The following is a 22,236-nucleotide window of genomic DNA, read 5'->3' as shown; positions in this document are numbered from 1 at the left end:
AATCATGAAAATATAATCACAAAATATGCATAAAAAATCAGTCAATGGCAACTGAAAATCACCGCTTCAGAAAGTTTTCCAGCAATTGATGGCCCTGCTCGCTGAGGATGCTTTCCGGATGAAACTGCACGCCCTCAAGATCCCAGTCGCGGTGGCGGATCCCCATAATCTCAGCGCTGGCGCTGCGGGCGGTGACGATAAACTCGGGCGGGAGCGTCGGCGGGTCAATCACCAGCGAGTGATAACGGGTCACCGTCAGAGGATTATTCAGCCCCTGAAACACCCCTTCGCCGTTATGCTCGATAAGCGAGGTTTTACCATGCATCACCTGTGCCGCCCGTACGATGGTCGCGCCAAACGCCTGGGCTATCGCCTGGTGCCCGAGACAGACGCCCAGTAGCGGCGTTTTCCCCGCATAGTGGCGGATCACCGCGAGGGAAATCCCCGCCTCATTCGGCGTACAGGGGCCAGGCGAGATCACGATCTTCTCCGGCGCCAGCGCCGCTATCTCCTCCAGCGTCAACGCATCGTTGCGCCTGACCAGTACTTCCGCACCCAATTCACAGAAGTACTGATACAGATTCCAGGTGAAAGAGTCATAGTTATCGATAAGCAGGATCATAGTGGCTCCGGAACAATCAAAACCGGGCTATTCTACTCAGATTCCCGCGCTTCGCTTACCACTTTGCGAAAGATCGCCACCAGCGGAGCCGGATCGCCCATCGCGCTCTGCTGGCAGGCCGCGTTCCAGCCGGCAGGGTCGACGTCACGCCAGTCAAGAAGGTAGCCGGCATGTATCGCCAGCTGTTCAAAGAAAATGCGCTGGGTCAGGCCATTGCCAAGACGAAAAGGGTGCAGCACATTAATTTCACCATAGAACCAGCTCAGGCGTTCAATAAAGGTATCGCGCGGCAGGCCGCTAAGGTAATCCTCCTGCTCAAGGGCCTGCATCAGGGCGTTCCCCTCCTCCTCGATCCGGGCAAAATGGCAGAACGGCGTATCGCCCAGGTAGAGGTTCACTTCGCGCAACCGCCCCGCCCAGTCAAACAGGTCCTGGTACAGCTGATGATGAATCGCGCACAGATAGGGTAAGCCGCGCACGCGCGGGCCCAGCGGCAAGGTTGCCGCCCGCAGCGCCGTCATCTCAAAGGCGGCCTGTTGCAGATTTTTAGCCTGACGGATGCCGAGGCGGTTGCGCAGGACGTTCAGCGTCGGGTAGAGGTAAGGATCGCGTTCATCACCAAATTTATCGCTCATACTCCCTCCGCAGCGTCGCCAGACGCGCCAGCGCCTCCTCGGCAGTCAGCGTAACCAGCGGCACCGTCACACCTTCAAGGCGACGACTGGCCTGAAAATTGGTATTGCGTGTCTGTTCCCAGAGTCGGGATTTTTGCTTTTCGGTGAGTGGACGCATCGTCGCCCCCCTTATCGTCCCCTATGTGCCACAAGTATAAGCAGCAATTTCAGGTTATGCCGGGAGGCGACCGGACGCGGCGATAGCACACCGCGCCGTGGAAGGATTAGGGCAGCACTTTCGCAGAGAGGATAACGACTGGTTTGGTCGGCACATTCTGGTACGGGCCGACGTTATGGGTCTGGACCTGGGAGATCTTATCCGCAACGTCCATACCTTTCACTACCTTGCCAAACACCGCATAGCCAAAGTCGCGCTGACCATGGTCAAGGAAGGCGTTATCCGCCACATTGATGAAGAACTGGCTGGTGGCGCTATCCTGATCGGCGGTACGCGCCATCGCGATGGTCCCGCGGGTGTTGCGCAGGCCGTTGTCTGCTTCATTCTTGATCGGCGGGTTAGGCTGTTTCTGCTGCATCTGCTCGTTAAAGCCGCCGCCCTGCACCATGAATCCCGGGATCACGCGGTGGAAGGTGGTGTTGTTGTAGAAGCCACTGTTGACGTACTTCAGGAAGTTATCCACGGAAATCGGGGCTTTCTGGCTGTTTAACTCAAGCTCAATATTACCTGCCGAGGTGGTCAGCAGCACATGCGGATCGCCCTTTGCCGCCATGGCCGGGGAGAAAGCTGAAATGGCGAAAACGGCAGCCATCGCCGCCAGTGTTGATTTGAGCATGGAAATTCCTTAACGGAGCAGAATAAAAGCGAGTGCCTTGATTCTAAAGAGCCTTTGCATCCTGGGCCAGCCTTTTACCAAATTTTACTTAGCTGTAATAATTGTAACCGCGCAAACGTTATCCTGTACGACGGATAAAGTGTGATGAAAGTCACATTAACCTATGCAAAAGATAACCACTTTCACAATAAACATTTGATTACATCACCTGAACGAATAAAATCTGTCCGCCCGGCGCAGCGTCAACGCGCTTTACCTTTCTATTCACAGGCCAGTCATGACTAACAGCAACCGTATTAAGCTCACATGGATCAGCTTCTTCTCCTACGCCCTGACCGGCGCGTTGGTGATCGTCACCGGGATGGTGATGGGTAACATTGCGGATTATTTCCATCTGCCCGTTTCCAGTATGAGCAACACCTTTACCTTTCTGAACGCCGGTATTCTGATCTCCATCTTCCTCAATGCCTGGCTGATGGAAATCGTGCCGCTGAAAACTCAGCTGCGCTTTGGCTTTATTTTGATGGTGCTGGCGGTGGCCGGCCTGATGCTCAGCCACAGCCTGGCGCTGTTCTCCGCATCGATGTTTGTTCTCGGCCTGGTGAGCGGGATCACCATGTCGATCGGGACCTTCCTGATCACCCATATGTATGAAGGCCGTCAGCGCGGGGCGCGTCTGCTGTTTACCGACTCCTTCTTTAGTATGGCGGGAATGATTTTCCCGATGGTCGCCGCCGTCCTGCTGGCGCGCAGCATCGAGTGGTACTGGGTTTACGCCAGTATCGGTCTGGTGTATGTCGCCATTTTCGTCCTGACTTTTGGCTGTGATTTCCCGGTGCTGGGCAAAAAAGCGCAGAGCGAAAACAGCCAGCCGGTAGTGAAAGAGAAGTGGGGCATCGGCGTGCTGTTCCTCTCCGTTGCGGCGCTGTGCTACATCCTCGGTCAGCTGGGCTTTATCTCCTGGGTACCGGAATATGCGAAGAGCCTGGGCATGAGCCTCGGGGATGCCGGTAAACTGGTGAGCGATTTCTGGATGTCCTACATGATCGGCATGTGGTCATTCAGCTTCATCCTGCGCTTCTTCGACCTGCAGCGTATCTTAACCGTCCTCGCCGGGCTCGCGACGGTGCTGATGTACCTGTTTATCAATGGTTCGCCAGAGCACATGCCGTGGTTTATTCTGACTCTGGGCTTCTTCTCCAGCGCCATCTACACCTCGATCATTACGCTCGGCTCGCAACAGACGCGGGTCGCTTCGCCGAAGCTGGTGAACTTTATCCTCACCTGCGGCACCATCGGCACCATGCTCACTTTCGTCGTCACCGGCCCGATTGTGGCTGCCAGCGGTCCACTGGCAGCGCTGCACACCGCTAACGGCCTCTACGCCGTGGTGTTCGTGATGTGCTTTATCCTCGGCTTCGTCTCCCGTCACCGCCAGAACAACGCTCAGGCGGCGTCTCACTAAGCCTTCGGCCCCTTTGCGTCCGCAAGGGGGCTGTTCCTCATAAAAGAGAGCTCCTCGCCACCGCGGTCGGTCTGGATCCAGGTTTGCGCCAGCTGGGTGGTCGCGATCACCCTTCCCTGGCGAATTGACCAGCGCACAGGCACCTGGCAGCGGACGGCCTCAAAGCCATTCTCCGCCGGGAGAATGATCAGGTTAGCCGGGTTGCCGCTGACAATGCCGTAATCCTCCAGGCCAAACGTGCGGGCGCTGTTGTCGGTGATAAGCTTCAGGCCGTCGTTGATCTGCTGGTAGCCCATCAGTTGGCAGACGTGCAGCCCCATATGCAGGACCTGCAGCATATTGCCGGTCCCCAGCGGGTACCATGGGTCAAAGACGTCATCATGACCAAAGCACACGTTGATCCCCGCCGCCATGAGTTCCTTCACTCGGGTAATCCCCCGTCGCTTCGGGTAGTCATCAAACCGGCCCTGCAGATGAATATTCACCAGCGGATTGGCGACAAAGTTGATACCAGAGAGCTTAAGCAGGCGAAACAGGCGCGAGGTATAAGCGCCATTATAGGAGTGCATGGCGGTGGTATGGCTGGCCGTCACCCGCGCCCCTATCCCCGCCTTTAACGCCAGCGCGGCAACGGTTTCGACAAAGCGCGACTGTTCATCGTCAATTTCATCGCAGTGAATATCCAGCGGGCGGTCATATTTCTGCGCCAGCCGGAAGGCGATATGCAGCGACTCCACACCATATTCACGGGTGAACTCAAAATGCGGGATGGCCCCAACGACGTCCGCTCCCAGCTTGAGGGCCTCCTCCAGCAGCGCCTCGCCGTTGGGGTAAGAGAGGATCCCTTCCTGCGGAAAAGCGACAATCTGCAACTCGACCCATGGCGCTACCTCCCGTTTGACCTCCAGCATCGCCTTCAGCGCTGTTAACGTGGGATCGGAGACGTCGACATGAGTGCGGACAAACTGCACGCCATTGGCGATCTGCCACTTCAGGGTTTTCCACGCCCGGGCTTTGACGTCCTCATGGCTGAGCAGCGCTTTTCGCTCCGCCCAGCGCTCAATCCCCTCGAACAGGGTGCCGGACTGGTTCCAGTGCGGCTCGCCGGCCGTCTGGGTGGTATCCAGGTGGATATGCGGCTCAATAAAAGGCGGGATCGCCAGCCCACCGCGAGCGTTCAACACTTCGTAGCTTTCGTCGCTCGCCTCGCCCATCGGCGTGATCTCGCCAAAGCGGCCCTTATCAATCGCTATCTGCCACAGGCCGTCGCGGTCTGCCAGGCGTACGTTCTGAATTAACCAAAGCGGCGCTGCTGTCATATCACCTTCTCCATTCAATATGGCTAGTTTTCTGCCCAACCCCAATCGCGGCTCATCCAATTCTTGTACACAAAATCAGCAAAAAGGAAAAGCCAGCGTTTTCCATAACTTATAAAAATACTGACAAATCAATCATATACCCATTAAGTGGTAGGTGAAGTTGTCATTGATTTGCATCAATAAGCCTGATGGCTGAATCGTTAAGGTAGGCGGTAATAGAAAAGAAATCGAGGCAAAAATGAGCAAAGTCAGAATCGCTATCATCGGTAACGGCATGGTTGGCCATCGCTTTATCGAAGAGCTTCTCGATAAGGCGCCTGCCGGACAGTTCGACATTACCGTGTTCTGTGAAGAACCGCGTATCGCCTACGACCGTGTCCACCTGTCGTCTTATTTCTCCCACCATACCGCAGAAGAGCTGTCGCTGGTGCGCGAAGGTTTCTATGAGAAACACGGCGTCAAGGTGCTGGTCGGCGAACGGGCGATCACCATTAACCGCCAGGAGAAGGTGATCCACTCCAGCGCCGGGCGCACCGTGTTCTACGACAAGCTGATTATGGCGACCGGCTCATACCCCTGGATCCCGCCGATTAAAGGCGCGGAAACTCAGGATTGCTTCGTTTATCGCACCATTGAAGATCTTAACGCGATTGAATCCTGCGCCCGTCGCAGCAAACGCGGCGCGGTGGTCGGCGGCGGCCTCCTTGGCCTGGAAGCCGCAGGCGCGCTGAAAAACCTCGGCGTGGAAACCCACGTGATCGAGTTCGCGCCGATGCTGATGGCCGAGCAGCTCGACCAGATGGGCGGCGAGCAGCTGCGGCGCAAAATTGAAAGCATGGGCGTGAAAGTTCACACCAGTAAAAATACCAAAGAGATCGTCCAGCAGGGCACTGAGGCGCGTAAAACCATGCACTTCGCCGACGGTAGCGAGCTGCAGGTCGATTTCATCGTCTTCTCAACCGGGATCCGCCCGCGCGATAAGCTGGCCACCCAGTGCGGGCTGGCAGTCGCCCAGCGCGGCGGCATCATGGTCAACGATAGTTGCCAGACTTCCGACCCGGACATCTACGCGATCGGGGAATGCGCCAGCTGGAACAACCGCGTGTATGGTCTGGTCGCTCCGGGCTACAAAATGGCCCAGGTGACCGTCGACCATCTCCTCGGCAGTGAAAACAGCTTCACCGGCGCCGACCTGAGCGCCAAGCTGAAGCTGCTGGGTGTGGACGTGGGCGGGATCGGCGATGCCCACGGCCGTACGCCGGGCGCCCGCAGCTACGTTTATCTCGACGAAAGCAAAGAAGTCTACAAACGTCTTATCGTCAGCGAAGACAACAAGACCCTGCTCGGCGCGGTACTGGTCGGCGACACCAGCGATTACGGCAACCTGCTGCAGCTGGTGCTCAACGCTATTGAGTTGCCGGAAAATCCGGATTCGCTGATCCTCCCGGCCCACGCCGGCAGCGGCAAGCCGTCGATCGGCGTCGATAAACTGCCGGACAGCGCGCAGATTTGTTCCTGCTTTGACGTCAGCAAAGGCGACCTGATCGCCGCCATCAACAAAGGCTGCCACACCGTAGCGGCGCTGAAAGCGGAAACCAAAGCCGGTACCGGCTGCGGGGGCTGTATTCCGTTGGTGACGCAGGTGCTCAACGCCGAGCTGGCGAAACAGGGCATCGAAGTGAACAATAACCTGTGCGAACACTTCGCTTACTCCCGCCAGGAGCTGTTCCATCTGATCCGCGTGGAAGGCATTAAAACCTTCGACGAACTGCTGGAAAAACACGGTCAGGGTTATGGCTGCGAGATCTGTAAGCCGACCGTCGGCTCCCTGCTGGCCTCCTGCTGGAATGAGTACATCCTCAAGCCGCAGCACACGCCGCTGCAGGACACCAACGACAACTTCCTTGCCAACATTCAGAAAGATGGCACCTATTCGGTGATCCCGCGCTCCGCTGGCGGCGAAATCACACCGGAAGGGCTGGTCGCCGTGGGCCGTATTGCACGCGAATTCAATCTGTACACCAAGATCACCGGCTCCCAGCGCATCGGCCTGTTTGGCGCGCAGAAAGACGACCTGCCGGAGATCTGGCGGCAACTGATTGAAGCAGGCTTCGAAACCGGCCATGCCTACGCCAAAGCGCTGCGAATGGCGAAAACCTGCGTCGGTAGCACCTGGTGCCGCTACGGCGTCGGGGATAGCGTCGGCTTCGGCGTGGAACTGGAAAACCGCTACAAAGGCATCCGCACCCCGCACAAAATGAAGTTCGGCGTCTCCGGCTGCACCCGCGAATGTGCGGAGGCCCAGGGCAAAGACGTCGGGATCATCGCCACCGAGAAAGGCTGGAACCTGTACGTGTGCGGTAATGGCGGGATGAAGCCGCGCCACGCCGATCTGCTGGCCGCGGACCTCGACCGCGAGACGCTGATTAAGTATCTCGACCGCTTTATGATGTTCTACATCCGCACCGCCGATAAGCTGACCCGCACCGCACCGTGGCTGGACAACATGGAAGGCGGCATCGACTATCTGCGCAGCGTCATCATCGATGACAAGCTGGGCCTGAACGACCATCTGGAAGAGGAGCTGGCTCGCCTGCGCGCCGCCTTCGCCTGCGAGTGGACCGAAACCGTCAACAACCCGGCGGCGCAGACCCGCTTCAAACACTTTATCAACAGCGACCAGCGCGACCCGAACGTTCAGGTGGTGCCGGAACGTGACCAGCACCGCCCGGCCACGCCGTATGAGCGTATCCCGGTTACTCTGGTGGAGGAAAAAGCATGAGCCAGTGGGTAAACATCTGCAGCATCAACGACATCCTGCCGGCCACCGGCGTCTGCGCGCTGCTCGGCCAGCAGCAGGTGGCGGTCTTCCGTCCCTACCATGACGAGCGGGTATTCGCCATCAGCAACATTGACCCGTTCTTCAACGCCAGCGTGCTATCTCGCGGGATTATCGCCGAACATGACGGCACGCTATGGGTTGCCAGCCCGCTGAAAAAGCAGCGCTTCCGCCTGAGCGACGGCCTGTGCATGGAAGATGCCAGCCACTCCATCGCCCGCTTCGACGCCCGGGTGAAAGACGGCCAGGTGCAGCTTAAAGCGTAAGTCCCCTTCCTCCCCCCGGTTACGGGGGGAGACATAAGCAACACTTCTGACCGACAATGCATGAGTGCGGGATAAGTCGCATGTTTTGTATTACCTTTGCTGCTATTCTACGACCACGCATTTTCTACCCCTTATTTTCATGAGGTTATTCTGTGGATCACTTACCCATATTCTGCCAGTTGCGCCAGCGCGATTGTTTACTGGTTGGCGGCGGGGATGTCGCCGAACGCAAGGCCCGCCTGCTACTGGATGCCGGCGCGAACGTCACGGTCAATGCGCTCGACTTCACCCCGCAGTTTCAGGTGTGGGCCGATTCACAGATGCTAACCCTGGTGCAGGGGGAGTTTATCCCCTCGCTGCTGGACACCTGCTGGCTGGCCATTGCCGCTACCGATAATGAGACGGTGAACCAGCAGGTCAGCGATGCGGCCGAAGCGAGGCGTATCTTCTGTAACGTGGTGGATGCCCCACGTCAGGCCAGCTTTATTATGCCATCCATCATTGACCGCTCGCCGCTGATGGTCGCCGTCTCTTCGGGCGGGACATCGCCGGTACTGGCGCGCCTGCTGCGCGAGAAGCTGGAGTCAGTCTTACCCCTGCATCTCGGCCAGCTGGCCCGCTATGCCGGCCATCTGCGCGCGCGCGTTAAGCAGCAGTTTGCCAGCGTGGGCGAACGTCGCCGCTTCTGGGAGAAGCTGTTTGTGAACGACCGGCTGGCGCAGTCGCTGGCCAATGACGATCGGCAGGCGGTGGCGGATACCACCGAGCAGCTACTGACGGAGCCATTGGAGCATCGCGGCGAGGTCGTCCTGGTTGGCGCCGGTCCCGGTGACGCCGGGCTGCTCACGCTCAAAGGCCTGCAGCAGATCCAGCAGGCCGACGTGGTGGTTTATGACCGGCTGGTTTCCGACGACATCATGAATCTGGTGCGTCGCGACGCTGACCGGGTGTTCGTCGGCAAACGCTCTGGCTATCACTGCGTCCCGCAGGAGGAGATCAACCAGATCCTGCTGCGTGAAGCGCAAAAAGGAAAACGCGTGGTCCGGCTGAAAGGCGGCGATCCCTTTATCTTTGGCCGCGGAGGGGAAGAGCTGGAAACCCTTTGTGAGGCGGGCATCCCCTTCTCCGTTGTTCCAGGCATCACCGCCGCCTCCGGCTGCTCCGCCTACTCGGGGATCCCATTAACACACCGCGATTTCGCCCAGGGCGTCCGCCTGGTCACCGGCCACCTGAAAACCGGCGGCGAGCTGGACTGGGCGAACCTGGCGGTGGAGAAACAAACCCTGGTGTTCTACATGGGTCTGAACCAGGCGCCGGCGATCCGCGAGAAGCTTATCGCTCACGGCATGGCGGAAGATATGCCCGCCGCCATCGTCGAGAACGGCACCGCCGTATCGCAAAAAGTGGTCAGCGGCACCTTAGGGCAACTGGATATCCTGGCGCAGCAGATGGCCAGCCCGGCGCTGATCATCGTCGGTCGCGTGGTTGGCCTGCGGGATAAACTGAACTGGTTCTCGAACCACTAACCTTCGCCTCCCCACGTGGACGACAGACATAAAAAAGGCGGGATAATATCCCGCCTTTTTAGCTGTTGCGTCGCTTACGGCCTGGCGACAAAACCAATCGCTTCGTATACCGCTTTCAGGGTCTGAGAAGCGCGCGCGCTGGCTTTCTCTGCGCCGTCTTTCATTACCTGGTTGAGAAACGCTTCGTCGTTACGGAAACGGTGATAGCGCTCCTGCAGCTCAGTCAGCATGCCCGACACCGCTTCAGCGACTTCGCCTTTCAGGTGGCCATACATTTTGCCTTCAAAATGCTGCTCCAGCTCAGGAATGGTTTTCCCGGTGACCGCGGAGAGGATATCCAGCAGGTTGGAGACACCCGCTTTTTCTTTCAGGTCGTAGCGTACCACCGGCGGCTCGTCGGAGTCGGTCACCGCGCGTTTGATCTTCTTGACCACCGATTTCGGATCTTCCAGCAGGCCGATGACGTTGTTGCGGTTGTCGTCGGACTTGGACATCTTCCTGGTCGGCTCCAGTAGCGACATCACGCGTGCACCGGACTTCGGAATAAACGGCTCAGGCACTTTAAAGACATCGCCATAGATGGCGTTAAAACGCTGGGCGATATCGCGGCTCAGTTCCAGGTGCTGTTTCTGATCTTCCCCTACCGGAACCTGGTTGGTCTGATACAGCAGAATGTCAGCGGCCATCAGTACCGGGTAATCAAACAGACCGGCATTGATGTTCTCCGCGTAGCGCGCGGACTTATCTTTAAACTGGGTCATGCGGCTCAGTTCGCCGAAATAGGTGTAGCAGTTCAGCGCCCAGCCTAACTGAGCGTGTTCCGGCACGTGCGACTGAACGAAGATGGTGCTTTTCTGCGGATCGATACCGCAGGCCAGATACAGCGCCAGGGTATCCAGCGTCGCCTTGCGCAGCTGCTGCGGATCCTGACGCACGGTAATGGCGTGCTGGTCCACGATGCAATAGATGCAGTGGTAATCGTCCTGCATGTTTACCCACTGACGCAGCGCACCCATGTAGTTGCCAATGGTCAGTTCACCTGAGGGCTGTGCGCCACTAAAAACGATGGGCTTAGTCATGTTTCAATTCCTGAGTTTCACTGTGCGGTAACCCGAGAGCGGGTAAGAGTTCATTAAACTGGTCGAAGAGATAGTCCGGCTCGCTCAGCGCAAGCGGTTCGCCATAGTTATAACCGTAGGTCAGGCCGACAGAGCAGCAGCCTGCCGCTTTGGCCGCCTGAATATCATTGCGCGAATCGCCGACGAACAGCAGCTCGGCAGGAGCCAGAGAGAGCTTTTCCGCCACCAGCAGCAGCGGTTCCGGATGCGGCTTTTTGTTCTGCACGTCATCGCCGCCAATCACCACGGTAAAATATTTCGCGATATCGAGCGCGTCCAGCAGCGGGGCGACAAACGGCGTCGGCTTATTGGTGACCAGCGCCAGCGGCAGGCCTTTGGCATGCAGCGCGCCGAGCGTATCGGCCACCGCCGGGAACAGGAAGCTACCCTCTTCCGCCGTTTCGGCGTAATAGCGGTCAAACAGCTTACGCAAAATGCGCAGCTGTTCGTCTTGCGGAATATCATGATCGTCGACGGAAGGCTTACCCATCGCCGCCCGTAATGTCGCACGCTCCTGACGAGCCCAGGTCAGCGCCCGCTCCATCAGGACATCGGCGCCGTTGCCGATCCAGGTGACAACGCGTTCTTCTCCCGCCACAGGCAGCTCCAGGGCGTAGAGGGCGTTATCAACCGCCGAGGTTAGACCCGGCGCGCTGTCCACCAGCGTGCCGTCGAGATCAAACGCGATGCCGCGGATCGCCTGTAATTTATCCATGACTCACCTTCGCTAATTCACTACGCATTTGATCAATCACTTTCTTGTAGTCCGGCTGACCGAAGATCGCCGAACCGGCAACAAACATATCCGCACCCGCCGCGGCGATTTCGCCAATGTTGCTGGCTTTCACGCCGCCATCCACTTCCAGGCGAATATCGTAGCCAGAAGCATCGATGCGCTGGCGTACTTCACGCAGTTTATCCAGCGTCTGGGGAATAAAAGACTGGCCGCCAAAACCCGGGTTAACCGACATCAGCAGGATCACGTCCAGCTTATCCATCACATAATCGAGATAACTCAGCGGCGTTGCCGGGTTAAACACCAGGCCCGCTTTACAGCCGTGCTCTTTAATCAGCTGCAGGCTACGATCGACGTGTTCGGAGGCTTCAGGATGGAAGGTGATGATGCTGGCGCCGGCTTCAGCAAAATCAGGAATGATGCGGTCAACCGGCTTCACCATCAGGTGGACGTCGATCGGCGCGGTAATACCGTAGTTACGCAGCGACTTCAGCACCATCGGGCCAATCGTCAGATTCGGCACGTAGTGGTTGTCCATGACGTCGAAGTGCACGACATCCGCACCTGCCGCCAGCGCCTTCGCGGTATCCTCACCCAGACGGGCAAAATCAGCTGACAGAATCGAAGGGGCAATCAAATACTGCTTCATCCGCATCTCCTTGAAATTTATTTGGTCTTAGGCGGACGGTAGAGCGCTAATAGCTCATCCACCTTTTTACGCGTACCACCGTTGCTGCTGATGCTGCGCCGAACCTTCACAATATGTGTTTCTGCCGCGTTTTTATACCATTCCTGCGTCAACGGTGTGCGGTGGTTGGAAATCAACACCGGGATCCGCTTTTTCATCAGCGATTCCGCCTTTTGCGCCAGCAGTACCTGTTGTTCCAGATTGAAGCTGTTGGTGTGGTAGGCGGTAAAGTTCGCCGTCGCCGTCAGCGGCGCATAGGGTGGATCGCAATAAACCACCGCGCGGCTATCGGCACGTTGCATGCACTCTTCATAAGATTCGCAGTAAAACTCGGCGTTTTGCGCTTTCTCGGCGAAATGATAGAGCTCTGCCTCGGGGAAATAGGGCTTTTTATAGCGGCCAAACGGCACATTAAACTCGCCGCGCAGATTGTAGCGACACAGGCCGTTGTAGCCGTGGCGATTCAGATACAGGAACAGCACCGCGCGACGCAGCGGATCCTGGCTTTGGTTGAATTCATCACGATACTGGTAGTAGCGCTCAGCGATGTTGTTTTCCGGGACAAACATCTCACGCGCAGCGGCGACGTATTCGTCGGTACGCAATTTAACGATGTTGTACAGGCCAATTAAGTCACTGTTGATATCCGCGAGGATATAACGAGAAAAGTCGGTATTGAGAAATACCGACCCGGCGCCCACAAAGGGCTCGATTAAGCACTCGCCTTCCGGCAAATGCTTTTTAATATCGTCAAGCAGGGGGTACTTCCCCCCTGCCCACTTCAGAAAAGCGCGATTCTTTTTCATGCTGCCTAACTAATTACACATTCTCCGGCTGTGGAGAAAGCTCCGACAGCATCCTGCGCTTAAGACTACCCCACGGCATTATTTCAGGTCAGCCTGAACCTGATGCAGTGGTTTTGCCCATGGATTTTTCGCCTGCACGTCCGCCGGCAGTGAGGTGACAGCGCGTTTCGCTTCTTCTTTCGAAGCATAGATACCGCTCACCAGCACGTACCACGGTTGGCCGTTACGCGACGTTTCATAGACAACATATCGATCCAGCTTCTCTTTCTTCGCCCAGTTGTTCAGGTTGTCGTAGTTAGAGGAGCTGCTGAGCTGCAGGGTATAGTTACCCGACGGCGCAGATTTCATTGAACTCACGTCACCTGCCGTTTTACCGCTCTTCGCGGCTGGCGCTGCCGTGGCTGCCGTTGCGGCTGGCGCGGCAGTGGTGGTGGTTGCTGTTGCTGCCGGTTTGCTCTGCGCTGTTGCCACCGGTTTGCTTTCGGTTACGGTGGTTTTCGCCGGGGCGGTAGTCGCCGCGCTTTCAACATGCTTCGGCTGAACCGGCTTCGTTTCTACCGGCGCTTTTGCCACGGCCTGAGGCTTCGTCTGTGGCTTCGCTTCGATAACGGTGTGCTTACGCTCAGCCGGACGCGGCGTTGCAGCCGTCTGACGCTCGGTCGCCTGGCGCGGAGCCGCAGTGCCATTGGCACCATTACGGATCGGCGCGACGGTTGCCGGTTCAGTTGGCAGCGTCGAGTTAGCCACAGCGCCGTCCAGCTGGCCCTGCTGCTGGGTCAGCGCATTGTTCAGATCGCCCTGAACTTCAACACGCTGCTGGCCCTGCGGTTCTGCCGCGGCCTGGCCCTGCGTCGGGTTCGCGGCAATAGGCGGAACCGTTACGTCCTGCTGTGGGGCGGTATTGGCGGAGGTCTGTTCCTGGCCGGCAGCAGGCGTAGGCGTGCTGGTGGACTGGTCGTCAGACAGATTAATGCTCTTCTCGCCGGAAGCGGTCTGCTGGCTGGACGAGGATGGCGATTTCAGCGCAGAACCGATACCCACGATTAACAGCAGCAGCACCAGAATCCCCACGCCCATCATGATGTACTGACGGGAAGCAGGTTTGGCTGGCGCTTTTTTACGCTTGCGCGGACGACGCTCTACAGGCTGCTCTTCGAGCAGTTCCTCGTCTTCCGCATCCAGTTCTTCTTCGAACTCTTCCTCTTCACGCTCGCGACGGGCCTTACCGGCGCGCGTCGGACGGCCTTCATCGGCATCAAGATCGACGTCGTCAAAATTGATCTGCGGATCGGCATCACGCTCGGAAGACTGACGGGAACGACCAGCACGACGATCGTTGCGATCGGCTTTCATATCGTCTTCTGGTTTGAAATCATCCATTTAACACCCCACTAAAAGGCTTATGCTCACGATTATTGCACATCACCCGAAATGATAACGCCGCGCGAACGCGGCCAGACCTTCTTATTGTTGCGCCTGCTGAGTATCAGCAATCGCGCCAAGAACCACATCGTGCGGCACTCCGCCGCGCAGCTCGCTGCTTCCTATTGCGAGCGGGAGCACCAGCCGCATGTCGCCCGCCAGTACTTTTTTATCGCGCATCATATGGGGCAAATACGCCTGCGCACTCATCTCCTGCGGGCCGCGTACCGGTAAGCCTGCACGCTTGAGCAGAGCGATAATGCGCTGAGTATCCTGCGTGCGGAACTGCCCCAGCCGTTCGGACGTATGCGCCGCCATCACCATACCTGCCGCCACCGCTTCGCCGTGCAGCCAGTTACCGTAGCCCATTTCCGCCTCGATAGCATGGCCGAAGGTATGTCCAAGATTGAGTAAAGCACGTAACCCAGTTTCACGCTCGTCGGCAGCGACAACTTCCGCTTTCAGCTCACAGCAACGGCGAATACAGTACGCCATCGCTTTTTCATCCAGCGCCAGCAGCGCATCAATGTTGTTTTCCAGCCAGCTGAAGAATTCGCCGTCGAGGATCACCCCGTACTTGATAACTTCAGCCAGTCCGGAAGCGAGCTCGCGCGTCGGCAGGGTCTTCAGACAGTTAAGATCAACCACCACGGAAACCGGCTGCCAGAAGGCGCCAATCATGTTTTTGCCGAGAGGATGGTTCACTGCGGTTTTGCCGCCGACCGACGAATCGACCTGCGACAACAGAGTGGTGGGGACCTGGATAAAACGCACGCCGCGCTGATAGCTTGCCGCGGCGAAACCGGTTAAATCACCAATTACGCCGCCGCCAAGCGCCACCAGTGTGGTGTCGCGACCATGCGGTTTTTGCAACAGAGCGGTAAAAACGGTATCCATCACCGCCAGGCTTTTATACTGCTCGCCATCGGGCAGGATCACGCTGTCAACGTTGACCCCTGCCTGCTCCAGCACAGAGCGGACGGTATCCAGATAAAGCGGCGCCAGCGTTTCGTTGGTGACCAGCATAGCCTGGTCGCCCGACTTGAGTGGCAGGAAGGAAGCTGGATCGTTAAACAAACCAGCCGCGATGGTAATCGGGTAACTACGTTCCCCGAGGGTAACAGTAAGCCTCTCCATAACGCGACGTCCACCTCAGTGACTTTTACTCTGACGCACTTTTATTAAGCCAGAATCAATTGCTTTCCAGCATATGAATAATCTGGTTCGCGACGACTTTCGCACTCTGATCGTCTGTGCGGATAGTCACATCGGCGATCTCTTCATACAGCGGGTTACGCTCGTCAGCCAGCGCTTCCAGCACTTCACGAGGCGGCGCATCGACTTGTAGCAAAGGACGCTTTTTATCGCGCTGCGTACGGGCCAACTGCTTCTCGATTGTCGTTTCCAGGTAGACCACCACGCCGCGGGCGGAGAGACGGTTACGCGTTTCACGGGATTTTACAGAGCCGCCGCCAGTCGCCAGCACAATCCCCTGTTTTTCCGTCAACTCATTGATAATTTTTTCTTCACGGTCGCGGAAGCCGTCTTCGCCTTCAACATCGAAGACCCAGCCCACATCAGCGCCAGTGCGTTTCTCAATTTCTTGATCGGAATCGTAAAATTCCATGTTGAGCTGTTGGGCTAACTGGCGCCCAATAGTGCTTTTGCCGGCACCCATAGGCCCAACCAGAAAGATATTGCGTTTCTCTGCCATTTTTTCGGTACTACTAAGACTATTCGTTAATGATAAACCCGCTTCGCAGACACCCAGCGCCGCAGGGCATGAACTGAAACCTCATATGCAATAGAGCGAGAGTCAGACTAAAAATTATCTCAATACTCCGGCTGGTTTGGCAACTGAATAAAATCGCCGGACAATAAAGGGAGGATTGATGTCGTACCCGACTCTCAAATCGGTACCCCTTGTATGCTAAATCCGTCCTCACGTCAAACACCTGAAACGTGTTTAGCATGAAAAACCTGCTTAACGTACTGCCAGAATCCGTGGCGTAATAAAGACAACCAGTTCACGGCGTTCATTATCTTTCCCATCGCGCCGAAACAGACGCCCCAGCACCGGGATATCGCCAAGCAGCGGGACGCTGTCGCGGGCGGTTTTGTTTTTCTGCGAAAAGATGCCGCCCAACGCTAAGGTCTCGCCGCTGCGAACTTCCACCAGAGTCTCTATCTCCTGTTTATCGATGGCCAGCGCCTCGCCATTATCCTGCTTCAGCACCTGGCCCGGCGTATTTTCGCTGATCCGCAGCTTCAGCCGCACTCTCCCCTGCTGCAGCACCGTCGGCGTCACCTCCATCCCCAGCACGGCTTCTTTAAACTCCACCGACGTGGCGCCGCTTTCACCGCTGGAAACCTGATAGGGGATCTCGCTCCCCTGCTTGATGCTGGCGGGCTGCATATGCGAGGCCAGCAAACGAGGGCTGGCGATAATATCGACCTGCTGCTTGCGCTCCAGCGCGGAAAGCTCGAGTTCAAGCAAGCGACCGTTGATCTTGCCGATGTTAAAACCCGCGCGGGTGCTGGCATCGTTCACCGACAAATCGCTGCTCAGGGTGGTCATTTTACCGGAGCCCGGCGTGCCGCCGACCTCCGCCAGCCGCCACTTCACCCCCAGCTCGCGAAGGCTGGTTTCGCTCATCGACACGATATGGGCAGCCAGCTCAACCTGCCCGACGGGCAAATCCATCTCCTGCGCCCAGGCTTTCAACGCCGGCAGGTGCCGGGCATCATCGCGGATCAGCAACCGGTTGGTCCGCTTGTCCGCCATCAGGTGCCCCCTGGCGCTGAGCAACTTACCGCCTGTTTTAGCCAGCTCCTCGGCATCGGCATAGTGCAGGGTCACGTTCTCGGCCTGCAGGGGCAGGTTCTGCAGGCGTTTCTCCTGTTCGGCTTCACGCTGCGCCTGATTTGCCTTTTGCCAGGCCTGGGTATGCGCGTAGATGACCGTCCCCTGCTGTTGCAAAGAGAGGCCTGCGCTATCCGCTACCGCCCGCAACGCCTGGGTCCAGGGAACCTTTTGCAGACGCAGGGAGAGCGTACCGCTAACGTCCGGCGCCACAACAAGGTTCTTGTGGTTCATTTCGGCCAGCGCTTGCAGCACATGGGCCACCGGCGCGTCATCGACCACCAGCGAAATTGTCTTTTCATTTCGGGCGGCGCCCGCCGCCAGCGGCAGCAGCAGAAGCAGCAGGCTTATCCATCGCATCATATTGTTTCCCTTCACGTTGCCAGCGCCACGCTGACGGTTCACACCCAGGAGGCGTAGCGATCACCAGCTCACCGGCCGTCAGCCGGCTCACCCGCCAGCCCGTGGGCAATTGATCATCCATGCGCACCCGTCGCCACTTGCCGCTCCCGTCCTGCAGAAACCCCATCCAGCCAGCGTCATCCCCGGCCGCGCCGCCATAGCGCCATTGCGATAGCTGCGCTGTGCGGCAGGGATCCTCAACCGGCTGGAAAGGGTCACGCTCTGCTGCCAGCAGCGACAGCGGCAACCACAGTAATGCCCAGCATTTACCCCCCATCTTCCGCCTCCAGTTGCAAACGCAGGCGGAGTGCCTGCGCCTCGTGCTCCAGTGAGAACGATCGCGGGGTCATTCCACAGCGCGCCAACCAGGAAAAAAGCGCGGGCAGCGTCTGCCAGGGTAGGGTCAGCTCCATCTCGCCCCCGCTCCCCTGGGGTCGCCAGGCGATAAGCTTCACCCCGGCAAGCGGAATGGCTATCGGCGAAAACGGCTGTTTGTCGATGCCCTCCACTGGGATTTCACCGGCGGGTATGCGTAATGCCATCACCCGACGCCATTGCATCTGCAGGACGGTGTCGCGGGACACTGCCGCCAGCGGCGGTCCGGCAGCGCGCCAGAGCGTAACGCCGAAGCCCAGCAGCCCCATCATGAGCAGGATCAGCAGCACCGTCTGGCTGCGCCGGGTGCTAATCCGCATCGGCGCGCTCTCCTGTGAGGGTAAAGCTGAACTGCCAGCGCTCCTCGGCGTCGCGCTGCGTTCCGCCCGCTTTTGCCGGCGCGAATCCCGCCACGTTAGTCAGAACGCGCTCCAGTCCGGCCAGCGCCTGCAGATTCAGGGCCAGGCCGTTCACGGTCAGAACTGCGCCCTGGTAATCCAGCCGCGTCAGCCACGCCTGCGCGGGCAGATCTGCCGCCAGCGCCAGCAGCCTGGGTTGCCAGGCGGCGATCGCCGCTCTACGCCGTTGCTGCTGACGATGACGCTGGTGCTGCTGCCACGCCTCGCGCATTGGAAGCTCGCGCTGTTTAAGCGAGGCGAGCAGCTGCGCGTCGGCCGTCGCGTGGAGTGTCGTCAGGGTGAGATGCTGCAGACGGACCGTGCGCCATACCTGCAGGATCATCAACCCCAGCAGCATAATGCCGGTAGCAATCAGCAGGAGGAAGCGCAGGCGCTGGCGCCGCCGCAGGTCACGCCAGGGGAGAAGATTAACGGCATGCGTCATGGTGTTCACTCCCCAGCGCCAGCCCAAGGGCGATAGCGTAGCGATCGCCATCGGCCGGCAGAGGAGGCTGCCGGCGGTGAATGACCTGCCAGACATCTAAGCTGTTGGCTTCGTCGCCAGCGTCAGCGCACAGACGCAAAGGAATCTGAAGTTGCTCCGCCAGCTGGCTTAACGACTTCACCTCATCGCAGGTGACACAACCCCAGGCCTCCTGCGTTGCCCATAGCCAGTGATTTTCATCCCGCCACGCGAGGCCCTGCGACTGCGCGTTCAGCCAGGGGACAAACGCGCCGAGCGCGCTGGCATCCGGCACGATGGCCGCTACTCGCAGTCGCAGCCGTCCTGCCAGCTCCCGCAGGACATTGATGTCCAGCCGCTGCGCCGCCGTGACCTGCCAGCCGTCATCCCGCGAAGTGGGGGCATAATCAATGCTTAAGGAGGCGGCGGGCATCGCCAGCTGCTGGGTCATCGCGCTGGCTATCCACGTCGCCTGTTCACGATCCCGCAGGGCGAACTGGGGATACGGCAGGCGCTTTTGCAGCGTGCGAACGGCAGGGAAAGCGATACTGACCTGATGCTGCACCGGTAGCTCCCGCCGCCAGGCGGCAAGCCGTGCGCCAAGGGCGCTGACGTCCACCACCATCCCCTGCCGTACCAGGCCTGACGGCAGCGGAATACGCCACCAGCGGCGCAGCGCCCAGTGTGAGCGTTCATGCAGTAGTGCGACAATAGCAATGCTATCCTGTTGGATATGCATCCCGATCCGCCAGTTTCTGAAAGCCATGCTTACGATCTCCTTATCCGGCAAAACTGTCCGGCTATATCAATGCACCTGGCTTGCCTTTATACTACCGCGCGTTTGTTTATAAACTGCCCAAATAAAACTAAATGGGAAAACACCGGTGAAGTTCGTAAAGTATCTATTGATCCTTGCAGTCTGTTGCGTACTGCTGGGAGCAGGCTCGATTTTTGGCCTCTACAAATACATAGAGCCGCAACTCCCTGATGTCGCAACCCTGAAGGATGTGCGTTTGCAGATCCCGATGCAGGTCTATAGCGCCGACGGTGAGCTTATCGCGCAATATGGCGAAAAACGCCGTATCCCTGTGACGTTGCAGCAAATTCCCCCCGAGCTGGTAAAAGCGTTTATCGCTACCGAAGACAGCCGTTTCTATGAGCATCACGGCGTCGATCCGGTGGGTATTTTCCGCGCTGCCAGCGTGGCGATGTTTTCAGGCCACGCCTCCCAGGGCGCCAGTACCATCACCCAGCAGTTAGCACGTAACTTCTTCCTCAGCCCCGAGAAGACGTTGATGCGTAAGATTAAAGAGGCCTTTCTGGCCATCCGCATCGAGCAGTTGCTGAACAAAGATGAAATCCTTGAGCTGTATCTGAACAAGATCTACCTCGGCTACCGCGCCTATGGCGTCGGCGCCGCGGCGCAGGTCTATTTTGGCAAGCCTATCGACCAGCTGACCCTGAGTGAGATGGCGGTGATTGCCGGCCTGCCGAAAGCCCCTTCCACCTTTAACCCGCTCTACTCGATGGATCGCGCGACAGCCCGCCGCAACGTGGTGCTGTCACGTATGTTAAGCGAGGGGTATATCACCCAGGCACAATACGATCAGGCACGCAGCGAAGCGATCGACGCCAGCTATCATGCCCCGAAAATCGCCTTTTCCGCCCCTTACCTGAGCGAAATGGTGCGCCAGGAGATGGTGAATCGCTACGGCGAACAAGCCTATGAAGATGGCTACCGGGTTTACACCACCATTACCCGCAAAAACCAGCAGGCAGCCCAGCAGGCGGTACGCAATAACGTGCTGGATTACGATATGCGTCACGGCTACCGCGGCCCGGCCAGCGTGCTGTGGAAAGTCGGTGAAACGCCGTGGGAGACGAAGAAGATCGTCGACTCGCTGAAGCGCCAGCCTGGCTTCGGCCCGCTTTCGCCCGCAGTGGTCACTGCCGCGAATGCCCAGGAGGCCGTCGCGCTATTGGCTAACGGCGACTCGGTTTCTCTGACGATGGATGGCGTACGCTGGGCCCGTCGCTTTATCTCTGACACGCAGCAGGGAGCGACGCCGCGTAAGGTCAACGACGTCCTGCAGGCCGGGCAGCAGATCTGGGTTCGTAAAGTGGGTGACAGCTGGTGGCTGTCGCAGGTTCCGGACGTCAACTCGGCGCTGGTCTCCATTAACCCGCAGAACGGCGCGATTATTGCTCTCGTCGGCGGGTTTGACTTTAACCAGAGCAAGTTCAACCGTGCCACTCAGGCACTGCGTCAGGTCGGCTCCAACATTAAGCCGTTCCTCTATACCGCCGCGATGGATAAAGGCTTAACGCTGGCAAGCATGCTTAACGATGTGCCGATCTCGCGCTGGGATGCGGGCGCAGGCTCCGACTGGCGACCGAAGAACTCGCCGCCGCAGTATGCCGGTCCGATTCGTTTACGCCAGGGGCTTGGACAGTCGAAAAACGTGGTGATGGTGCGCGCTATGCGTGCCATGGGCGTCGACTATGCCGCCGAGTATCTGCAGCGCTTTGGCTTCCCGGCGCAAAACATTGTCCATACCGAGTCGCTGGCCCTGGGTTCTGCCTCCTTTACCCCTATGCAGGTTGCCCGCGGATATTCGGTGATGGCCAATGGCGGCTTCCTGGTCAATCCGTTCTTTATCAGTAAGATTGAGAATGATCAGGGCGGCGTTCTCTTCGAAGAGCGTCCGAAGATCGCCTGCCCGCAGTGCGACTTACCGGTGATTTACGGCGATACGCCAAAATCCAACGTGCTGGAAAACAAAGATGTGGAAGATGTTGCCACCTCGACGGAACCGCAGAATGACAACGTGCCGCCGCAGCCGCAGCTGGAGCAGGCCAACCAGTCGCTGATCGCACAGAGCGGCGCCCAGGAATACGCGCCGCATGTGATTAATACGCCCCTGTCGTTCCTGATCAAAAGCGCGCTGAACAGCAACATCTTTGGCGAGCCGGGCTGGATGGGAACCGGCTGGCGCGCCGGACGCGATCTGCAGCGGCATGACATCGGCGGGAAAACCGGGACCACCAACAGCTCGAAGGATGCCTGGTTCTCAGGCTACGGGCCGGGTGTGGTGACCTCGGTATGGATCGGCTTTGACGATCATCGTCGCGATCTTGGCCGCACCACCGCCTCAGGGGCGATTAAAGATCAGATCTCCGGCTATGAGGGCGGTGCTAAAAGTGCCCAGCCGGCTTGGGACAGCTTTATGAAAAGCGTGCTGGAGGGGGTGCCGGAAGAACCATTAACCCCGCCGCCAGGTATCGTCACGGTGAATATTGACCGCAGCACCGGTCAGCTGGCGAACGGAGGCAACAGTCGTGCGGAATACTTCATTGAAGGAACCCAACCCACGCAGCAGGCGGTCCATGAGGTGGGCACCACCCTGACTGACGGCGGTGGTGAAACCCACGAACTGTTCTGACAAAAAAAGCGCCTGCG

The 22,236-nt window shown here is 58.3% G+C and carries 22 protein-coding genes; 5 read left to right on the top strand and 17 right to left on the bottom strand.

Annotated features, from left to right (window positions below):
* Positions 1–58 precede the first annotated feature (58 nt).
* The 4 genes from pabA to ppiA all read right to left on the bottom strand — a co-directional run bounded on the left by pabA (position 59) and on the right by ppiA (position 2,090).
* The gene (gene pabA, locus CWM61_RS08125) at positions 59–622 is read right to left on the bottom strand and encodes an aminodeoxychorismate synthase component 2 (protein ID WP_008807029.1); all 564 of its coding nucleotides are present in this window, start codon (positions 620–622) and stop codon (positions 59–61) included.
* 32 nt (positions 623–654) lie between these two features.
* Entirely contained in the window at positions 655–1,257 is a 603-nt protein-coding gene (locus CWM61_RS08120) for a putative adenosine monophosphate-protein transferase Fic (RefSeq protein ID WP_061153119.1), read from the bottom strand.
* A complete protein-coding gene (locus CWM61_RS08115) occupies positions 1,247–1,414 on the bottom strand; it encodes a YhfG family protein (protein WP_012540423.1) in 168 nt (55 codons plus the stop codon). The genes CWM61_RS08120 and CWM61_RS08115 overlap by 11 nt, the downstream gene beginning before the upstream one ends.
* A 106-nt stretch (positions 1,415–1,520) precedes the next feature.
* Positions 1,521–2,090, bottom strand: coding sequence for a peptidylprolyl isomerase A (gene ppiA / locus CWM61_RS08110; protein ID WP_002920238.1), 570 nt, complete (start codon positions 2,088–2,090; stop codon positions 1,521–1,523).
* A 277-nt stretch (positions 2,091–2,367) separates the two neighbouring features.
* On the opposite strand from ppiA, the gene tsgA reads away from it, so the two are divergent.
* On the top strand, positions 2,368–3,555 hold the full coding sequence (gene tsgA, locus CWM61_RS08105; RefSeq protein WP_061153118.1) for an MFS transporter TsgA: 1,188 nt from the start codon (positions 2,368–2,370) through the stop codon (positions 3,553–3,555).
* On the opposite strand, the gene CWM61_RS08100 is transcribed toward tsgA, so the two are convergent.
* Positions 3,552–4,874: a cytosine deaminase gene (locus CWM61_RS08100; protein ID WP_061153117.1), complete on the bottom strand. Its 1,323-nt coding sequence runs from the start codon at positions 4,872–4,874 to the stop codon at positions 3,552–3,554. The two genes, tsgA and CWM61_RS08100, sit on opposite strands and share 4 nt — an antisense overlap.
* 238 nt (positions 4,875–5,112) lie before the next feature.
* Here CWM61_RS08100 and nirB point away from each other — a divergent pair, with 238 nt between their 5' ends.
* The 3 genes from nirB (at position 5,113) to cysG (ending at position 9,505) form a co-directional block, all read left to right on the top strand.
* A complete protein-coding gene (gene nirB / locus CWM61_RS08095; protein ID WP_074387069.1) occupies positions 5,113–7,656 on the top strand; it encodes a nitrite reductase large subunit NirB in 2,544 nt (847 codons plus the stop codon).
* Positions 7,653–7,979, top strand: a complete 327-nt coding sequence (gene nirD, locus CWM61_RS08090; RefSeq protein ID WP_074387068.1) for a nitrite reductase small subunit NirD — start codon at positions 7,653–7,655, stop codon at positions 7,977–7,979. Before nirB ends, nirD begins: the two co-directional genes overlap by 4 nt.
* Positions 7,980–8,131: 152 nt before the next feature.
* Positions 8,132–9,505 carry a siroheme synthase CysG gene (gene cysG, locus CWM61_RS08085; protein ID WP_012967144.1) on the top strand — a complete coding sequence of 458 codons (1,374 nt, stop codon included), beginning with the start codon at positions 8,132–8,134 and terminating at the stop codon, positions 9,503–9,505.
* Between the two features lie 74 nt (positions 9,506–9,579).
* Here cysG and trpS read toward each other — a convergent pair whose 3' ends face one another.
* From trpS to CWM61_RS08020, 12 genes are all read right to left on the bottom strand, one after another.
* Positions 9,580–10,584, bottom strand: a complete 1,005-nt coding sequence (gene trpS, locus CWM61_RS08080; protein WP_008807022.1) for a tryptophan--tRNA ligase — start codon at positions 10,582–10,584, stop codon at positions 9,580–9,582.
* Positions 10,577–11,338, bottom strand: a complete 762-nt coding sequence (gene gph, locus CWM61_RS08075) for a phosphoglycolate phosphatase (protein WP_012540418.1) — start codon at positions 11,336–11,338, stop codon at positions 10,577–10,579. Before gph ends, trpS begins: the two co-directional genes overlap by 8 nt.
* Positions 11,331–12,008 (bottom strand): ribulose-phosphate 3-epimerase, encoded by a 678-nt coding sequence (rpe, locus tag CWM61_RS08070; protein WP_004202179.1) that lies wholly within the window; start codon positions 12,006–12,008, stop codon positions 11,331–11,333. The genes gph and rpe overlap by 8 nt, the downstream gene beginning before the upstream one ends.
* 17 nt (positions 12,009–12,025) lie before the next feature.
* Positions 12,026–12,853 (bottom strand): adenine-specific DNA-methyltransferase, encoded by an 828-nt coding sequence (dam, locus tag CWM61_RS08065; RefSeq protein WP_074387066.1) that lies wholly within the window; start codon positions 12,851–12,853, stop codon positions 12,026–12,028.
* A 78-nt stretch (positions 12,854–12,931) separates the two neighbouring features.
* On the bottom strand, positions 12,932–14,233 hold the full coding sequence (damX, locus tag CWM61_RS08060; protein ID WP_100631042.1) for a cell division protein DamX: 1,302 nt from the start codon (positions 14,231–14,233) through the stop codon (positions 12,932–12,934).
* Between the two features lie 84 nt (positions 14,234–14,317).
* On the bottom strand, positions 14,318–15,412 hold the full coding sequence (gene aroB / locus CWM61_RS08055; RefSeq protein WP_061153111.1) for a 3-dehydroquinate synthase: 1,095 nt from the start codon (positions 15,410–15,412) through the stop codon (positions 14,318–14,320).
* A 55-nt stretch (positions 15,413–15,467) separates the two neighbouring features.
* Positions 15,468–15,989 carry a shikimate kinase AroK gene (gene aroK, locus CWM61_RS08050; RefSeq protein WP_004106441.1) on the bottom strand — a complete coding sequence of 174 codons (522 nt, stop codon included), beginning with the start codon at positions 15,987–15,989 and terminating at the stop codon, positions 15,468–15,470.
* Between the two features lie 270 nt (positions 15,990–16,259).
* Complete coding sequence (hofQ, locus tag CWM61_RS08040) at positions 16,260–17,501, bottom strand: DNA uptake porin HofQ (RefSeq protein WP_074387064.1); 1,242 nt, start codon at positions 17,499–17,501, stop codon at positions 16,260–16,262.
* Entirely contained in the window at positions 17,437–17,817 is a 381-nt protein-coding gene (locus CWM61_RS08035) for a HofP DNA utilization family protein (protein ID WP_100631041.1), read from the bottom strand. Before CWM61_RS08035 ends, hofQ begins: the two co-directional genes overlap by 65 nt.
* Complete coding sequence (locus CWM61_RS08030) at positions 17,807–18,235, bottom strand: pilus assembly protein PilO (RefSeq protein WP_100631040.1); 429 nt, start codon at positions 18,233–18,235, stop codon at positions 17,807–17,809. The genes CWM61_RS08035 and CWM61_RS08030 overlap by 11 nt, the downstream gene beginning before the upstream one ends.
* Positions 18,225–18,758 (bottom strand): PilN domain-containing protein, encoded by a 534-nt coding sequence (locus CWM61_RS08025; RefSeq protein ID WP_100631039.1) that lies wholly within the window; start codon positions 18,756–18,758, stop codon positions 18,225–18,227. The genes CWM61_RS08030 and CWM61_RS08025 overlap by 11 nt, the downstream gene beginning before the upstream one ends.
* Complete coding sequence (locus CWM61_RS08020; protein WP_100631038.1) at positions 18,742–19,542, bottom strand: pilus assembly protein; 801 nt, start codon at positions 19,540–19,542, stop codon at positions 18,742–18,744. The genes CWM61_RS08025 and CWM61_RS08020 overlap by 17 nt, the downstream gene beginning before the upstream one ends.
* Before the next feature lie 118 nt (positions 19,543–19,660).
* Between CWM61_RS08020 and mrcA the strand changes: the two genes are divergently transcribed.
* Positions 19,661–22,219 (top strand): peptidoglycan glycosyltransferase/peptidoglycan DD-transpeptidase MrcA, encoded by a 2,559-nt coding sequence (gene mrcA / locus CWM61_RS08015; RefSeq protein ID WP_074387060.1) that lies wholly within the window; start codon positions 19,661–19,663, stop codon positions 22,217–22,219.
* Positions 22,220–22,236: the final 17 nt, after the last annotated feature.

It is taken from the genome of Klebsiella sp. K-Nf6 (assembly GCF_002806655.1).
Taxonomy (GTDB): Bacteria; Pseudomonadota; Gammaproteobacteria; order Enterobacterales; family Enterobacteriaceae; genus Klebsiella; species Klebsiella variicola.
The sequence above is the reverse complement of the archived record's forward strand: the minus strand, read 5'-3'. Positions and strand labels throughout refer to the sequence as shown.

What these genes read in the sequence shown, in the direction of transcription:
- hofQ (WP_074387064.1), bottom strand. Translation starts at nt 17,501, where the DNA reads ATGATGCGATGGATAAGCCTGCTGCTTCTGCTGCTGCCGCTGGCGGCG.
- CWM61_RS08030 (WP_100631040.1), bottom strand. Translation starts at nt 18,235, where the DNA reads ATGCGGATTAGCACCCGGCGCAGCCAGACGGTGCTGCTGATCCTGCTC.
- pabA (WP_008807029.1), bottom strand. Translation starts at nt 622, where the DNA reads ATGATCCTGCTTATCGATAACTATGACTCTTTCACCTGGAATCTGTAT.
- CWM61_RS08100 (WP_061153117.1), bottom strand. Translation starts at nt 4,874, where the DNA reads ATGACAGCAGCGCCGCTTTGGTTAATTCAGAACGTACGCCTGGCAGAC.
- CWM61_RS08115 (WP_012540423.1), bottom strand. Translation starts at nt 1,414, where the DNA reads ATGCGTCCACTCACCGAAAAGCAAAAATCCCGACTCTGGGAACAGACA.
- dam (WP_074387066.1), bottom strand. Translation starts at nt 12,853, where the DNA reads ATGAAAAAGAATCGCGCTTTTCTGAAGTGGGCAGGGGGGAAGTACCCC.
- ppiA (WP_002920238.1), bottom strand. Translation starts at nt 2,090, where the DNA reads ATGCTCAAATCAACACTGGCGGCGATGGCTGCCGTTTTCGCCATTTCA.
- aroB (WP_061153111.1), bottom strand. Translation starts at nt 15,412, where the DNA reads ATGGAGAGGCTTACTGTTACCCTCGGGGAACGTAGTTACCCGATTACC.
- nirB (WP_074387069.1), top strand. Translation starts at nt 5,113, where the DNA reads ATGAGCAAAGTCAGAATCGCTATCATCGGTAACGGCATGGTTGGCCAT.
- trpS (WP_008807022.1), bottom strand. Translation starts at nt 10,584, where the DNA reads ATGACTAAGCCCATCGTTTTTAGTGGCGCACAGCCCTCAGGTGAACTG.
- nirD (WP_074387068.1), top strand. Translation starts at nt 7,653, where the DNA reads ATGAGCCAGTGGGTAAACATCTGCAGCATCAACGACATCCTGCCGGCC.
- CWM61_RS08120 (WP_061153119.1), bottom strand. Translation starts at nt 1,257, where the DNA reads ATGAGCGATAAATTTGGTGATGAACGCGATCCTTACCTCTACCCGACG.
- gph (WP_012540418.1), bottom strand. Translation starts at nt 11,338, where the DNA reads ATGGATAAATTACAGGCGATCCGCGGCATCGCGTTTGATCTCGACGGC.
- rpe (WP_004202179.1), bottom strand. Translation starts at nt 12,008, where the DNA reads ATGAAGCAGTATTTGATTGCCCCTTCGATTCTGTCAGCTGATTTTGCC.
- tsgA (WP_061153118.1), top strand. Translation starts at nt 2,368, where the DNA reads ATGACTAACAGCAACCGTATTAAGCTCACATGGATCAGCTTCTTCTCC.
- CWM61_RS08035 (WP_100631041.1), bottom strand. Translation starts at nt 17,817, where the DNA reads ATGGGGGGTAAATGCTGGGCATTACTGTGGTTGCCGCTGTCGCTGCTG.
- damX (WP_100631042.1), bottom strand. Translation starts at nt 14,233, where the DNA reads ATGGATGATTTCAAACCAGAAGACGATATGAAAGCCGATCGCAACGAT.
- aroK (WP_004106441.1), bottom strand. Translation starts at nt 15,989, where the DNA reads ATGGCAGAGAAACGCAATATCTTTCTGGTTGGGCCTATGGGTGCCGGC.
- CWM61_RS08025 (WP_100631039.1), bottom strand. Translation starts at nt 18,758, where the DNA reads ATGACGCATGCCGTTAATCTTCTCCCCTGGCGTGACCTGCGGCGGCGC.
- CWM61_RS08020 (WP_100631038.1), bottom strand. Translation starts at nt 19,542, where the DNA reads ATGGCTTTCAGAAACTGGCGGATCGGGATGCATATCCAACAGGATAGC.